Source organism: Marixanthomonas sp. SCSIO 43207 (assembly GCF_019904255.1).
GTDB lineage: Bacteria > Bacteroidota > Bacteroidia > Flavobacteriales > Flavobacteriaceae > Marixanthomonas.
The window spans coordinates 2,867,884-2,883,112 of record NZ_CP063203.1; the positions used below are offsets into that span (position 1 = coordinate 2,867,884).

At 34.5% G+C, this 15,229-nt stretch carries 13 protein-coding genes; 3 read left to right on the plus strand and 10 right to left on the minus strand.

Annotation, left to right across the window (positions count from 1 at the left end; all coding sequences use genetic code 11):
• The first annotated feature begins 50 nt into the window (after window positions 1-50).
• Window positions 51-695, plus strand: a complete 645-nt coding sequence (locus INR76_RS13470) for a hypothetical protein (RefSeq protein ID WP_255592699.1) — start codon at window positions 51-53, stop codon at window positions 693-695.
• Here INR76_RS13470 and INR76_RS13475 read toward each other — a convergent pair.
• Window positions 682-2,208, minus strand: a complete 1,527-nt coding sequence (locus INR76_RS13475) for a GH3 auxin-responsive promoter family protein (RefSeq protein ID WP_223108472.1) — start codon at window positions 2,206-2,208, stop codon at window positions 682-684. The two genes, INR76_RS13470 and INR76_RS13475, sit on opposite strands and share 14 nt — an antisense overlap.
• A 98-nt stretch (window positions 2,209-2,306) precedes the next feature.
• On the opposite strand from INR76_RS13475, the gene rluF reads away from it, so the two are divergent.
• Complete coding sequence (gene rluF / locus INR76_RS13480; protein ID WP_223110030.1) at window positions 2,307-3,077, plus strand: 23S rRNA pseudouridine(2604) synthase RluF; 771 nt, start codon at window positions 2,307-2,309, stop codon at window positions 3,075-3,077.
• A 70-nt stretch (window positions 3,078-3,147) separates the two neighbouring features.
• Here rluF and INR76_RS13485 read toward each other — a convergent pair whose 3' ends face one another.
• Window positions 3,148-3,582, minus strand: a complete 435-nt coding sequence (locus INR76_RS13485; RefSeq protein WP_223108473.1) for an Hsp20/alpha crystallin family protein — start codon at window positions 3,580-3,582, stop codon at window positions 3,148-3,150.
• Window positions 3,583-3,798: 216 nt separating this feature from the next.
• Between INR76_RS13485 and INR76_RS13490 the strand changes: the two genes are divergently transcribed.
• Window positions 3,799-5,082 (plus strand): DUF2254 domain-containing protein, encoded by a 1,284-nt coding sequence (locus tag INR76_RS13490; RefSeq protein ID WP_223108474.1) that lies wholly within the window; start codon window positions 3,799-3,801, stop codon window positions 5,080-5,082.
• 48 nt (window positions 5,083-5,130) lie between these two features.
• Here INR76_RS13490 and INR76_RS13495 read toward each other — a convergent pair whose 3' ends face one another.
• From INR76_RS13495 to INR76_RS13530, 8 genes are all read right to left on the minus strand, one after another.
• Window positions 5,131-5,466 carry a hypothetical protein gene (locus INR76_RS13495; protein ID WP_223108475.1) on the minus strand — a complete coding sequence of 112 codons (336 nt, stop codon included), beginning with the start codon at window positions 5,464-5,466 and terminating at the stop codon, window positions 5,131-5,133.
• A 150-nt stretch (window positions 5,467-5,616) separates the two neighbouring features.
• Window positions 5,617-6,807 carry an ADP-forming succinate--CoA ligase subunit beta gene (gene sucC, locus INR76_RS13500; RefSeq protein WP_223108476.1) on the minus strand — a complete coding sequence of 397 codons (1,191 nt, stop codon included), beginning with the start codon at window positions 6,805-6,807 and terminating at the stop codon, window positions 5,617-5,619.
• Between the two features lie 56 nt (window positions 6,808-6,863).
• Entirely contained in the window at window positions 6,864-7,805 is a 942-nt protein-coding gene (locus tag INR76_RS13505) for a nitronate monooxygenase family protein (RefSeq protein WP_223108477.1), read from the minus strand.
• Window positions 7,806-7,811: 6 nt separating this feature from the next.
• On the minus strand, window positions 7,812-9,434 hold the full coding sequence (locus tag INR76_RS13510; protein WP_223108478.1) for a S8 family serine peptidase: 1,623 nt from the start codon (window positions 9,432-9,434) through the stop codon (window positions 7,812-7,814).
• 10 nt (window positions 9,435-9,444) lie between these two features.
• Window positions 9,445-10,647 (minus strand): tRNA 2-thiouridine(34) synthase MnmA, encoded by a 1,203-nt coding sequence (gene mnmA / locus INR76_RS13515; protein WP_223108479.1) that lies wholly within the window; start codon window positions 10,645-10,647, stop codon window positions 9,445-9,447.
• 128 nt (window positions 10,648-10,775) lie between these two features.
• Entirely contained in the window at window positions 10,776-11,468 is a 693-nt protein-coding gene (locus INR76_RS13520; protein WP_223108480.1) for a toxin-antitoxin system YwqK family antitoxin, read from the minus strand.
• Window positions 11,469-11,569: 101 nt separating this feature from the next.
• A complete protein-coding gene (gene yidC, locus INR76_RS13525; protein ID WP_223108481.1) occupies window positions 11,570-13,450 on the minus strand; it encodes a membrane protein insertase YidC in 1,881 nt (626 codons plus the stop codon).
• 145 nt (window positions 13,451-13,595) lie between these two features.
• Window positions 13,596-15,212, minus strand: a complete 1,617-nt coding sequence (locus INR76_RS13530) for a CTP synthase (protein WP_223108482.1) — start codon at window positions 15,210-15,212, stop codon at window positions 13,596-13,598.
• Between the last annotated feature and the right edge of the window lie 17 nt (window positions 15,213-15,229).

The window sequence follows — 15,229 nt, forward strand, 5'->3', positions numbered from 1 at the left end:
TTGTAAATTAAGTTTTTAAATATTCATAACACTTTTTGAAAATTTAATTTATGAGCCTATTAACACAAGGGTTTTTGGCGTTTTTGTATTTTTCGGCTATAATGATTCCGAAGCAAACTATTTCACAAGAAAATAAATCAATCCCCGATACTATTAAAGAAGAGGCATTAACAGCGCTTTCGTATTATCCTGAATTGAAGAATACTGCAATTAGGTTTAAGTTTAAAGACCGAATTAAAAAATCAACTATGCAGGCGCAACCTACTTGGGGAAGTTTTTTCAAATCAAGAGAAAACCGAGAGTATATTATACTAATTAGCAGAGAAATTCAAATTGAAAATGAGTCTTTCACCATTAGTGATATTCCTTCAGATGTTATAATTGGTTGGTTAGGGCATGAGTTGGGTCACGTAATGGATTATCGTGATCGCAATAATGTAGGTATGCTTATTTTTGGGTTTAAATATTTATTTTCAAAAAGACATATAAAAGAAGTAGAACGCACAGCAGATACAATTGCAATTGCCCATGGAATGGGTGATTATATTTTACGCACCAAAAACTACATACTGGACCAAGCTAATATATCTGAACGGTACAAAAAACGGATTCGTTCATTTTATATGTCGCCTGAAGAAGTAATGGAGCTGATTAATGAGGAAAAAATTGAAGAAAAAATTCTTACTGCTGAATAGATTTAACAAAATCCTGCCAATCGCTAAACTTTTCTTCATCCATCACTTTTTCCATTTTTACTTGACCACCTTTCTTTTTGTTTTTTGCATTCCATTCATGAAAAACATTCGGGTCAATCCGTGTTACTTTTACACCTTTTAATGCTTTCCCTCTTGCAACTTTATAGTTTTTATTGGCTTCTTGCAATGCTTCATCAAGTGCTAGTGCTAAGGTATCTTCATCAACGTTTGATGTAGTTCCTAAATACCAATGATGATAAAATTCATTATCAATTTTTACAGCAGCAATGGTGAATTCTGGTAATTCAATGTCAAATTTTTCTTCTAGTGTGCGAAGAGCTGCTTCCATCTTATTTACTGAAAGCTGTGAGCCAACTACATTTAAAAAGAACTTTGTTCTTCCGGTGATTATTATTTCTGCTTTTTCAACATCGGTAAAAGCGATAGTGTCGCCAATTAAATAGCGCCAAGCGCCTGAAACAGAACTCATAATCAACACATAATCGGTATCTTTTTTTACTTCAGAAATAGGTATAACAGGGGCATCTTGTGTTATTGAACCATCTTTGTTTACGTATTCAGGTTCGAAAGGAACAAATTCAAAATAAATACCATTATCTGTTACCAATTTCATAGCAGTAGTTTCGGGTCTTTGTTGGTAAGCAATAAATCCTTCTGAAGCTAAATACGTATCAATAACAGTGATAGGGTGAGACAATAACTTATTAAAGCTTTTTTCATAGGGCTGAAAAGCTACACCTCCACTTGTATACACTTGTAAATTTGGCCAAATATCGTGAATGGTATTTAAATCATTGTGTTCTATAACTTTTTTCATCATTAATTCCATCCAAGAAGGTATACCGCTCAAAGCGCCTATATCCCATTCATTAGCGCGTTCTGCTATAGTTTGTACGCGTTCATCCCAGTCGGCTATTTTTGCAATCTCTTCACCCGGTTTATAGTATCCTCTAAACCAAAAAGGAATATTACTAGCACTAATACCGCTTATTTCTCCTTCTTTAAATTCATCCCGTTTTTCCAAATCGGTTGAACTTCCAAGCATCATTATTTCCCTTTCAAAAAAATCTGAAGGCAAATCAAAATTTGCCAAAGCACCTACTTGTTTAATTCCGGTATTGCGTATGGCTTCAATCATTGCTTTGGTAACCGGAATGCGTTTACTAGTCTTACCGGTTGTACCGCTACTTAAAGCAAAATATTGTGGTTTTCCAGGCCAAGTAATATCTTCAAAACCATCATGAACACGATGCCACCAATTTTGGGTCATGGAGTTATAATCATGATATGGAACAGTTTCTGAAAAGTTTTTTTCTATATTTTCTGAATTTAATATTTGTTTAAACCCATAGTACTTTCCAAAAGCAGTGTTTTGTGCTTTTTCGAGTAAGTTTTTTAATACTTTATGTTGTGCTTCTACCGGTGAATCTTCACTCACCAAATTGTCACGTAAATCAATTGCACCTTTAATAATTGAGCCTAAGACAGCCATGTTTTTTCAGTTTTTTTTTGAATTTAAAGTAAAATAAATTAACTCCCAATATTTTTAAATCAAGTTTAACGATTGTACAATTTGTATCTTTGCCATCTATGTCACACCATCCAGATTCAGTTCGAATAAACAAAGCAATAAGCGACAGTGGTTACTGTTCTAGACGAAAAGCCGATACGCTCATTGAAGAAGGAAAAGTCACCATTAATGACACCGTAGCTACTTTGGGAGACCGCGTAATGCCTGAAGATATTGTAAAAGTAAACGGAAAACTAATTACCGAAAATGAAAATCTAGTCTATATTGCTCTTAATAAACCTATAGGTATTACTTGTACAACAGATAAGCGCGTTGAAGGCAATGTAGTTGATTTTATAAACCATAAAGAACGTATTTTTCACGTAGGAAGACTTGACAAACCAAGTGAGGGATTGCTTTTAATGACCAATGACGGTGATATTGTAAATAAAATTTTGCGCGCCGGAAATAAACATGAAAAAGAATATATTGTAACGGTTGATAGACCTGTAACCAATGATTTTATAAAACGAATGGGAAATGGAATTCCTATTTTAGATACAGTTACCAAAAAATGTGAGGTTGAAAAAATAAGTCGTTTTGTTTTCAGGATTGTGCTTATTCAAGGATTAAATAGACAAATAAGACGCATGTGTGAATTTTTGGGCTATGAAGTAACAGCGCTCAAAAGAATAAGAATAATGAATATTGAATTGGGTGACTTACCCACAGGACAATGGCGAGATCTTACCAAAAAAGAATTAAAAGAATTGAAAGACTCTGTTGAAGAGTCTAAAAATGTACCTCAAGCCAATAGACAACATACTAGTGGAAAAAGGAGGAAACGATAACAAATAAAAAACCACGCGCCGATTGAGTAGCGCGTGGTCATTTCAACTAACTAACCAAATTAAATTTCAATTATGAAATCTCAACCATTCTCTTTAATGCTTTTTCTTCTTCTTTTTTAGGTAATGTTATTTCTAGCACACCTTCTTTATACGTTGCATTTACTTCATCAACATTTACATTTTCCGGTAATGTGAATGATCTTTTGAAACTACTGTAATTAAACTCTTTACGAGTAAACTTTGTTTCAGTTTCTGTATTCTTTTCTTCTTTTTCTGAAGAAACCTCAGCAGAAATTTTCAATACGTCATCTTCAACTTCAATATTGAAGTTTTCTTTCTTTAACCCAGGAACTGCTAATTGAACTACAAAATTCGTGTTTTTTTCCTGAATATTTACGGCAGGAATGCTAAAGTTTTCATAATTGGGAACATCCAGTTTATTTTCTGTAAAGAGTTCATCCAATAATGACGGAAACCAATTGTTATTTCTTCTTACTAAATTCATAACGATATATTTTAGATTTATTATACTTTATTTATAATTTCACTGTATAGATAGCAAATCCAGTTCCATTGTAAAACACAGGACATTTTGTCTTATTCTTGATAATTTAATATGTCGTATTGTCACTTATAGCCAATAAAACCAATTATTAATTTATTTTTAAGAGTGAAGCACTAATAAAAAAATTACTTTTAATTACAACTTTAAAAGTAACGTATGAAAGAGCTTTACAATAAAATGCTAGCTTTTATTAATAATGTAAAAAGTAAAATTGCATTTTATCCTACATTGCTGGCCTTAGCAGGTTTTTTACTCTCCTTTGTTATGGCAGCTCTTGAAAAGCAAGATGTCTCAAAAAAATTAATCGAAACCATACCGCAATTAGTTTTGGAAGATGGTGATACTGCTTTAACAGTTTTAAGCGCTTGTATAGGTGGTTTAATTTCTGTTATGGTATTTAGTTTTTCTATGGTAATGCTTCTTTTAAGCCAAGCTTCCAGTAATTTTTCACCGAGGTTATTACCCGGTCTCATATCAGATAAAACACATCAAGTTGTTTTAGGAACCTATCTAGCTACCATACTCTACAATATTTTTACGCTATTTTCTATTGAACCAAATGATGAAAAATATACCCTACCCGGACTATCAATTCTATTAGGAATTATACTCACCATTTTGTGTTTATGTATGTTTATTTACTTCATTCATAATATCTCACAAAGCATTCAAATCAATAATATTTTAGACTCAATTTATGAGAAATCAAAAAAACGGTTGACAATTTTGTTGAAGCAAGAAAAAGAAGAAAATAAAACCACAGTTGAGAGCTTCCCGTCTTCTGATAAATGGAAAGAATACACAACAAAAGAAAGCGGTTACCTTCAAAATATTTCATATAAAAATATCATCAAAATTGCTATTGAAAAAGAAACAAGAATTCACATCACCATCCCAAAAGGATTTTTTGTTTTACAACACGTTCCGTTACTCAAATCTGAAAAAGAACTAGATGAAGAAACCTTACATAAAATTTTATCTAATATAAATTTTTCTCGAGGCGAATTAGTTGAAGATAATTATATTCTAGCTTTTAAGCAGATTACTGAAATTGCTGTAAAAGCAATGTCTCCAGGCATTAACGACCCTGGAACAGCGATTAACGCAATTGATTACTTGACCGAACTGTTTGCACTACGAATGCAAAAGAGAGATTGCGGAATTTTTATTAATGACGAAAAAGCTGTTATAAAAAACGCTGTAATACCGTTTGAAGATCTTTTGTACAATTCAATGGCGTCATTACGCACCTATTGCAAACACGACCCAATTATTGTACAAAAATTAATCTGGATGCTTCAATATCTTGAAAAAATTGATGCTTATAAAAATGCTTATAAAAAGAACGTAACTCACGAACTTGAAAATCTAATTAAAGACGCTGTAGCCAGTTTTGACTCTGAAGAAGATATTAAAAAAATTAAATCGTACATAGATTAGAAAAAAATCCCGACTTTTCAGCAAAATCGGGAGGTAATGTTTTTCATATTACTTTTTTACAAGTTGTATAGGCTGCGTATAGATTTTACCTACTTCTAGATTACAACTTAGTTTTTTATAGTTCAATCTGTTTTTAATAAAATTATCAACAGCAGAATTGTCTGTATCGGTAGATAATACAACGAGTTGATGACTACTATTGACGATAAATTTCATTAAAACCAAGCTGTCTTCTTCTAAGATAAAAGTAGGATTTTTGAGCAAAATTGTAAGCTCTTTTACAGCGATGTTTGAAGGATCTTTGTCTGTTACAGCAGCTGTTGCCGGAACAGAACTAACAATTAATAGGCATAATGCCAAAACAAATACTTTGAGTTTTTTCATAACGGTTCGATTAAGTGATTGATGTATTTAATAGACCGCTTTAAAGACCATTCTGTTACGAAAACAACAATTATTTAACAATTATTTAACTTAAAGCATAAAAAAAGCCCGGAATTACCGAGCTTTTTTTTAAATGAATTGTTTCTGTAATTAAGAAAGTACTTTATGCACTTTATCTGCTGCTTCTTGAAATTCTACAGCACTTTCAACAGCTAAGCCACTGTTGTCAATTAATTCTTTAGCTTTATCTGCATTGGTACCTTGTAATCTAACAATAATTGGTACATCAATGTTACCCATATTCTTGTAAGCATCAACGATACCTTGCGCCACACGGTCACAACGTACAATACCTCCAAAAATATTTACTAAAATAGCTTTTACAGAAGGATCTTTTAAGATTAAATTGAATGCTGTTTCAACACGCTCAGCATCTGCAGTACCACCTACATCTAAAAAGTTTGCAGGTTCTCCACCGGCTTGCTTAATAAGGTCCATCGTTGCCATTGCCAATCCTGCTCCATTTACCATACAACCAACGTTTCCGTCAAGATCTACATAACTTAATCCTGCGTCACGTGCTTCTACCTCAACTGGGTTTTCTTCACGAACATCACGCATTTCAGCGTAATCTTTATGACGGAATAATGCGTTATCGTCTAGAGTAACTTTTGCATCCACAGCGATTATTTTATCATCACTGGTTTTTAATACCGGGTTAATTTCAAATAAAGAAGAATCTGATTCTGTATAAGCTTTATAAAGCGCCATAACAAATTTTGTCATTTGTTTAAAAGCTTTACCGCTCAGTCCTAGATTAAAAGCAATACGACGTGCTTGAAAAGGCAATAAGCCTAATGCTGGATCTACTTCTTCGTTAAAGATTAAATGAGGTGTTTCTTCGGCTACTGTTTCAATATCCATTCCACCTTCGGTAGAATACATAATCATATTTTTTCCAGTAGATCGGTTAAGCAATACGCTCATATAGTATTCTTCTGGTTCACTGTCACCAGGATAATACACATCTTCTGTTACAAGAACTTGATTTACTTTTTTTCCTTCGGCACTAGTTTGAGGAGTTACAAGGTTCATACCTATAATTTCTCCTGCAAGTTGTTCTACCTCTTGAAGGTTTTTTGCAAGTTTTACACCGCCACCCTTTCCACGGCCACCGGCGTGAATTTGAGCTTTGATAACGTGCCAACCGGTTCCGGTTTCTTCAGTTAGTTTTTTTGCAGCTTCTACAGCTTCAGATGGAGTTTGTGCGACAATTCCTCGTTGGATGTCTACTCCAAAGCTGTTTAATATTTCTTTTCCTTGATATTCGTGTAAATTCATAATAGCGTTTTATGGCTTAATTTTCAGATGTACAAAAGTAACAAATGTATTTCGTTTTAATAATTAATAACGGCCTTTTTTGCTTGGTCAAATTCGGTTATCATTTCTTCAACAATTTGTGCGGCTGGTTTAATATCGTGTATCAATCCGGCTATTTGTCCAATCTCTAGTTCGCCCTCTTCCAAGTCTCCTTCAAACATTCCTTTTTTCGCTCTAGCTCTTCCTAAAAGCTCAATAAGTTCTTCTTTTTTTGGATTTGTTGTATACAACTGCATTACATCTTCAAAAAACTTATTCTTTAACATACGAACGGGAGCAAGTTCTTTTAATGTTAACATGGTGTCTCCTTCTTTGGCATCAACTACCATTTTTTTGAAGGCTTGATGCGAACTTGATTCTTCACTAGCTACAAAACGACTTCCTACCTGTACAGCATCTGCTCCCAGAACCATTGCCGCAAGCATACCCCTACCTGTGGCAATACCTCCGGCTGCAATTAACGGAATGTCAATTTGCTCTTTTACCATTGGTATTAAGGTGAATGTTGTAGTTTCATCTCTACCGTTGTGACCTCCGGCCTCAAAACCTTCAGCTACAACTGCATCTACACCTGCTTCTTGCGATTTTAATGCAAACTTTACGCTGCTAACTACGTGTACTACAGTTATGCCATGTTCTTTAAGTTTTGGTGTGTATGTTTTTGGGTTTCCCGCTGAAGTAAATACAATTTTTACTCCTTCAGAAATGATTATATCCATGATTTTATCAATATCGGGATATAGCATAGGAACATTTACACCAAAAGGCTTATCTGTAGCTTTTTTACATTTTTGGATGTGTTCAAGAAGTACTTCGGGGTACATCGAGCCTGCACCAATAATCCCTAAACCACCGGCATTACTAACAGCGCTAGCCAAGCGCCAACCGCTGTTCCATATCATTCCGGCTTGTATTAAAGGGTGTTGTATTTTAAAAAGTTCGGTAATTCTATTTTGCATGAAATCTTATTTCTTAATTAATTTGAAAGAAGTTTTCTTGTTTTGAGATTGTATGGTAGCAATGTATACACCCGCAGAAAGGTGAGATACATCTACTTTATTATTATTTTTTGAAACAATTGCACGCTTAACTTGCTCACCTAATACATTATAAATAGTAAAAGTTGCATCAGAAAATTGCTTAGGGAATGAAATATTAACGTCTGTAGTTACAGGGTTAGGATAAATAGCAAAGTTATTTTCCAGCATTTCATCTTCAATACTTAACTGCATAAGCGCGTTATAGGCATTTTCAAAGTTTGGTATACCATAGCCCATCTCATCTGAGGGATTGTTATACATAGATGCAGACTCTCTAATAATTTGCATTATTTCACTATTTGGTGTTTGTGGTCGTACCTGCCAAAAAGAAGCAACCGATCCAGCCATAATAGGTGAACTAAAAGACGTACCATTGCTGAAAGTCACATCACCAAAACGATCTACAATTGCAGCAAACTCACCTTGAGCCATTACATCCGGTTTTACACGTCCATCTACAGTTGGCCCTATCGAGCTAAAACTTGCATAATTTCCATTTGAATCTACAGCTCCAATTGTTAGCATTCCCGGTGAGTCTCCTGGAGTTCCTACATAGGTAAAACCAAAACCGTCATTCCCGGCAGAGGTTACCAGAAGCATTCCTTTGTCAAAAGCGTGATTGGCACCACGAGCACCTATTGTAGTTTGACCATCTAAATCTTGATATGTGTGATCATAATTTGAATTATCAAAATCTTGATATCCTAATGAAGTATTTACCACATCAACTCCAAGACTGTCTGCTCGTTCCAAAGCTTCAACCCATAAGGCCTCTTCTAAAGGTGTTTCGCTGTTTCCGTCTTCAGTAACATATAAATAATAAGAAGCATCTGGAGCTGTACCAACAAATTGACCGTCTAGAAAAGCTGCCGCATCACTAAGTGTGTTTGCTCCGTGATTTCCGGTACCTTCATAACTTGCTGTACGTTCAACAAAATCATATCCTCCTAATAACCTACCTTCGTTTCTAAGATTCTCATAAGCAGGGTTTGTCATAACTCCCGGATACCCATTATCCATAAAAGCTACAACCATTCCTTCTCCTGTAAAATCGTTTTCATGAAGATAATCAACTGAAAGCATTTCAGTTTGGTTTTCAGCATCTCCATAATTATACACTACGCGCTGTTGTTGATTTTCAACTTCAAACTTATCCGTAACATTTCCGACAGGTTTATTAAAGTTTAAATCTTTATCAGCAAACTCTACAGATGTTACAAATTCTAAATTTAATAGGTTATTGATATTTGTTTGCGAACCACGCACATAAACAGCGTTCATCCATTTTGACTTAGCAAGAACCGTTATTCCGGTACTGTTGTTAACTTCGGCTTTGTACGTTTCATTAAGCGGTACATCACGTTCATCAATAGGAGTACCATGAAGCTGTTTTCTATCTAAAGCATCCTGGGTTAATATAGAAATAGGATTTGCTAATGCTTGTGATACCACAGTCGGATCTTTTGGCTCAAAAAATACTAGGGCATCTTCTTGAGCCATGCCTATTTGTGTTGTTAATATTGTAATGAGTAAAAGTATTTTTTTCATAATTTTTTCTTTAAGAAATTACACCACTCCCCAATAATTCATCGTCTTGGTACCAAGCAACAAATTGACCTTCAGTAATGGCAGATTGTGGTTTTTCAAATATAACATAAAGACCTGAAATAGTTTGATGTAAAGTTGCTTTTTCCAAAGGTTGTCTATACCGTATTCTTGCCTTTATTTCTTTCGTTTCATCTACTTGCATTTGTAAGTCTTCACGCACCCAATGAATTTCTTCATTTTTTACAAAAAGTCCGCGGCGATACAAACCGGGGTGATTTTTTCCTTGACCGGTATAAATTACATTCTCTTTTACATCTGTGTCAATCACAAATAATGGTTCTTTGGTTCCTCCAACGGCTAGGCCTTTACGCTGTCCTTTAGTAAAAAAATGGGCTCCTTGATGTTTACCCACTTCATTACCATCGTTAATAGTATAGGTTTTCTTTTCTGAAAGAAACTGTAGCTTTTCTTCTTCGGAAGTAAACTCGGGCGTAGCTTTATTATATTCTGAAAACGCAGAAGGAACTTCAATTATAATCCCTTCCTTTGGTTTTAATTGCTGTTGTAAAAACTCCGGAAGCCTAACTTTACCAATGAAACAAAGACCTTGAGAGTCTTTCTTTTCTGCGGTGATAAGATTTTGTTCCGAAGCTATTTTTCTAACTTCAGATTTTAATAATTCTCCTACCGGAAACAATGCTTTTGCCAGTTGTTGCTGTGAAACTTGACATAAAAAATATGACTGATCTTTATTTGCATCTTTACCTGAAAGTAATTGATAAGTGGTAGTACCATCTTTTTCAACGGTTCCTTTTCTGCAATAATGACCGGTTGCCACATAATCTGCACCTAGTTCAAGTGCGATTTTTAAAAATACATCAAATTTAATTTCTCGGTTACAAAGAACATCGGGGTTTGGGGTGCGTCCCATTTCATATTCATTAAACATATAATCAACTATACGTTCTTTGTATTCCTCACTTAAGTCTACCGTTTGAAATGGAATGCCTAGTTTTTGCGCTACTAGCATGGCATCATTACTATCTTCAAGCCAAGGACATTCATTTGAAATAGTCACCGAATCATCATGCCAATTTTTCATAAAAAGACCGATAACTTCATATCCTTGTTCTTTTAAAAGATAAGCTGCTACGCTAGAGTCTACGCCGCCACTTAATCCTACAACAACACGTTTTTGGGTATTATTTTCCACTTTTTATTCAATTCTTTTGCAAATGCAAAGATACTATTTTAAAGATGGTCAATTTGGTTTGACTATTTAAGTATCTTATAGGTAGGATAACAAAATTTATACCTAAATTAGTTTATAAAGATGAAGCTTTAGTTTCGGTTTTCTTTTTTTGGGAATGTTTCGGTAGTTTGTATTTGACCGTCTTTGTAATATTCCCAAACTCCATCCTTTTTTCCATTTTTATAATATCCTTTTATTGTAATATTTCCGTTGGCATCATAATACGTGGCTGGTCCTTGTAGTTTATCATCTTTATACTGAAGTTTTTTAAGCATCACACCTTCAGGAGAATAATATATATTATCACCTTGTTTCATTCCGTTTTGGTAATGGGTTTCTTCGGTTTTATTTCCATTAGGGTAAAAGGTAGTTTTAACACCGTGTAACGCTCCGTTAGTATAATGTTCACGGGTCATGACTTCATTAGATCCTTTATGAAAATACACCCACTCTCCTATTCTATTTTTTCCTTCCATTTTTCCTTCACTAACCAATTTTCCTTCTATTGTAAAGTATTTTACATTGGCGGTTTTACCGTCTGATGAAAACTCCTTAATAGCCATGGGCTGATTTTTACAATCTTCACAATAAAACTGAAACGTACCTGTCTCTACTCCATGGTTGAATTGTCCTTCATACCGAAGTTGCTTGGTACCGGGATAGTATTTTTTCCACTTACCATGGCGTTTTCCATTTTGGTCAAATTGATTTATGGATTCTTGCGAAAAGGAAAACTGAAAGCTTACTAAAAAAGCTACTAAAATTAATGACGCTTGTTTCATAATTTATATAAATAATTTACTTACTTAAAACGGCAATACATGCTTTTAATTATATAAAGTAATAGGTAATAAAAAAGCCTCCTTAGATGGAGGCTTTTGTGTTATTTACGCTTTTGAGCTTTTTTTTGCTCTTCGGCTTGCTCCATCATTTCAGCCATTTTTCGCTGAAAACGATTTTGTTTTTTAGGTTGTTTTTTCTTTTTCTCAATTTTTGCGTGCACTTTATTTTCATCGATGATGAAATTTTTAATAACTAGCATGATTCCAATAGTAATCAAGTTTGAAGTCAAATAATACAATGATAAGCCACTTGCATAGTTATTGAAAAACACCAACATAAACAGCGGAGACAGGTACATGATAAACTTCATATTTGGCATACCCGGTTGCTGTTGCGCTTGCATTGTTTGTCCCGTAGTCATCATCATGTATATGAAAATTGCAATCGATGCAAGAATTGGGAATAAACTTACATGATCTCCATAAAAAGGAATATGAAAAGGTAAATGTGCAATAACATCATAGCTTGAAAGATCATCTGCCCATAAAAAGCTTTTTTGACGTAAATCAAAAGCCGATGGAAAGAATGTGAATAAAGCATAGAAAACAGGTAACTGCAATAATGCCGGTAAACATCCCTGCAATGGACTGGCTCCTGCAGCACTTTGAAGCTTCATTGTTTCTTGTTGAATCTTCATTTTATTGTCACCGTATTTTTCACGAATCTCTTCAATCTCAGGACGTAAAATTTTCATTTTTGCCTGTGATAAGTATTGTTTGTATTGTACAGGTGATAACAATAGCTTTATAAGAATTGTCAAGCAGATAATTGCAATTCCGGCAGGTAAAAAGCCACTTAAAAAACCAAAAAGTGGAATGATTATATATTTATTTATCATCCCAAAAATACCCCAACCCAATGGCATGGCATCATCTAAGTTTCTACCATAATCATTCAGTATTTGATAATCAGTCGGGCCATAATACATATTCATATTATAAGAAAGACCTCCTGCTTTGGGCTCTAAAAGCATTTTGGCTCCATACTTTTTTGTGTAAACGGTGTCTATTTCTTCGTCTTCAACAAGATCTTTTGAAGTAAATGAAACTTCCTTAAAAGGAGTGTCTGTTAAAAGCATTGAGCTGAAAAAATGCTGGCGGAAATTCATCCAAGTTACATCTTTCTCTAGCTCATCATCTTCGCCCGTAGGAGACAACTTATCGTGGTCCTCATCTTCATATTCATAAGTTAAACGGCTATAACGATTTTCATATGTAATACTTTTAGCATGCCTATATCCTTTAAAATTCCAATCTAGATAAATAGGTTGTGATGTATTGATTACATTGTCTAAGCCTTGAGATTTTATACTGAAATTAAGCATATATTCATCAGGTAATAACTCATATCGATATTCAATAAAGTTATTTTCTGAAGTTTTTAAGCGCATAGTTAATACGCTATTTTCTCCATTTTTACTCAGAGATGGCTCAAAAAACAGGTCTTTGGTATTAAGTAATCTATTTTCTGAAGAGAATTGCAAATTAAGCGTACTGTTACCGTCTTTAATTAAACTTACAGGTAACGAATCATACGTAGTATGATTTTTTAATCGAGCTTTGGTAATATACCCTCCTTTATTGCTTACCTCTAGGTATAAAACTTCATTTTCTATTACAGTCGTGTTTTCGGTAGCTGAAGGCAATGTCCCCGAATACGCAAATGAACCCAATCTGTTTTTCAAATTGGCTACCGCAGCAGAATCTTGCGCATTGACAGAAGCTAATTCTTGTGTTGCTTCCTCAAGCGTAGTATCTTCTTTTGTATCTGAATTTTCTTTTTGTTTTGCTGCAGCTTCGGTTTTGGCTTTTTCGGCTTGCTCTTCTTCAGAAGGTTTTTGAAGGTAAAGCATCCATACCAAAATGGCTCCTATTAATACAAACCCAATAAGGGAGTTTACGTCAAAATTCTTTTTTTCCATGTAGTTAAACGTGTTTCAAAATTTTGTAACCGAAGTACAAATTTTTTAAAGTTTCTGAAGAATCCTTTCAGAAAATATGTGAATTAATTTTTATTTCTTTTTACAAATATCCCGCCCTGTTACGTAAATACGTCAAATTGTCGGTTTAATTTTTTTCAGCATGTTGGTGAGCAGCTTTTACAAAAGCAACAAACAACGGATGTGGATTGGCAACTGTACTTTTGTATTCTGGATGATATTGAACACCAACAAACCAAGGGTGTGACGGTACTTCAACAACCTCTACTAATTGTGTATCTGGATTGATTCCCGTAGCAATCATACCTGCCGCTTCAAGTTGTTCTTTGTATTTATTATTGTATTCATACCGGTGACGATGTCTTTCTTCAATAGTTTTTGAATTATAAACAGAACCTATAATACTGTCAGCTTTTACATCACATTTCCACGAACCTAATCGCATGGTTCCTCCCATATCGGTAATACTTTTTTGATCTTCCATTAAATTAATCACCGGGTTGGGTGTTTGTGGGTTCATCTCGGTAGAATTGGCATCTTTAATGCCTAGAACATTTCGGCTGTATTCTATTACGGCCATTTGCATACCCAAACAAATACCTAAAAATGGCAACTTATTTTCTCTTGCATACCGAACAGCTTCAACTTTTCCTTCAATTCCTCGTTCTCCAAAACCTGGTGCTACAAGAATGGCATCTAAGTTTTTAAACTTTGCTTCGCTATTATTTTTATTAATGTATTCTGAATGAATATATTCTACGTTTACTTTTACTTCATTTTCAGCTCCGGCGTGAATAAAAGATTCTAGAATAGATTTATAACTATCCTGTAATTCTACATATTTGCCTACTAAGCCAATGTTTACTTCACCTTTTGGGTTTTTGTGACGTTCTAAAAATTGATTCCAACGTGTTAAATCTGGTTCGGTGGTAGTTTCAATTCCTAATTTTTGAAGCGTTACGGTATCAAGCCCCTCTTGCAACATCATATTGGGAACATCATAAATAGTAGAAGCGTCTATTGATTGTATTACAGCTTCTTGTTTTACATTACAGAATAACGCTAGTTTTTTCCGAAGATCATCTGAAAGGTCGTGTTCTGTTCGGCAGACTAAAATATCTGCTTTAATACCGCTTTCCATCAACGTTTTGACAGAGTGTTGGGTTGGCTTGGTTTTAAGCTCACCTGCTGCAGATAAAAATGGTATTAATGTTAAATGAATAACTAAAGCGTTATCATCGCCCAGTTCCCATCTTAATTGACGTACGGCTTCTATGTACGGCAATGATTCTATATCACCAACTGTTCCTCCTATTTCGGTAATGACAATATCATATTCACCGGTAGAGCCTAGTTGTTGTATTCGTTCTTTTATTTCATTTGTGATATGAGGAACAACTTGAACTGTTTTTCCTAAAAACTCTCCGCGGCGTTCTTTTTCAATAACACTTTGATAAATTCTACCTGTTGTTACGTTATTTGCCTGAGAGGTATTTACATTTAAAAAACGCTCGTAGTGACCTAAATCAAGATCTGTTTCGGCTCCATCATCTGTTACATAACACTCACCGTGTTCATATGGATTTAATGTTCCCGGATCTACATTGATGTAAGGATCTAGTTTTTGAATAGTTACTCGATACCCCCTAGCTTGCAGCAACTTAGCAAGTGAAGCAGCGATAATTCCTTTTCCTAAAGATGATGATACTCCGCCCGTAACGAAGATGTATTTGGTAGTGCTCATGGTAAGCGTTACTGAGT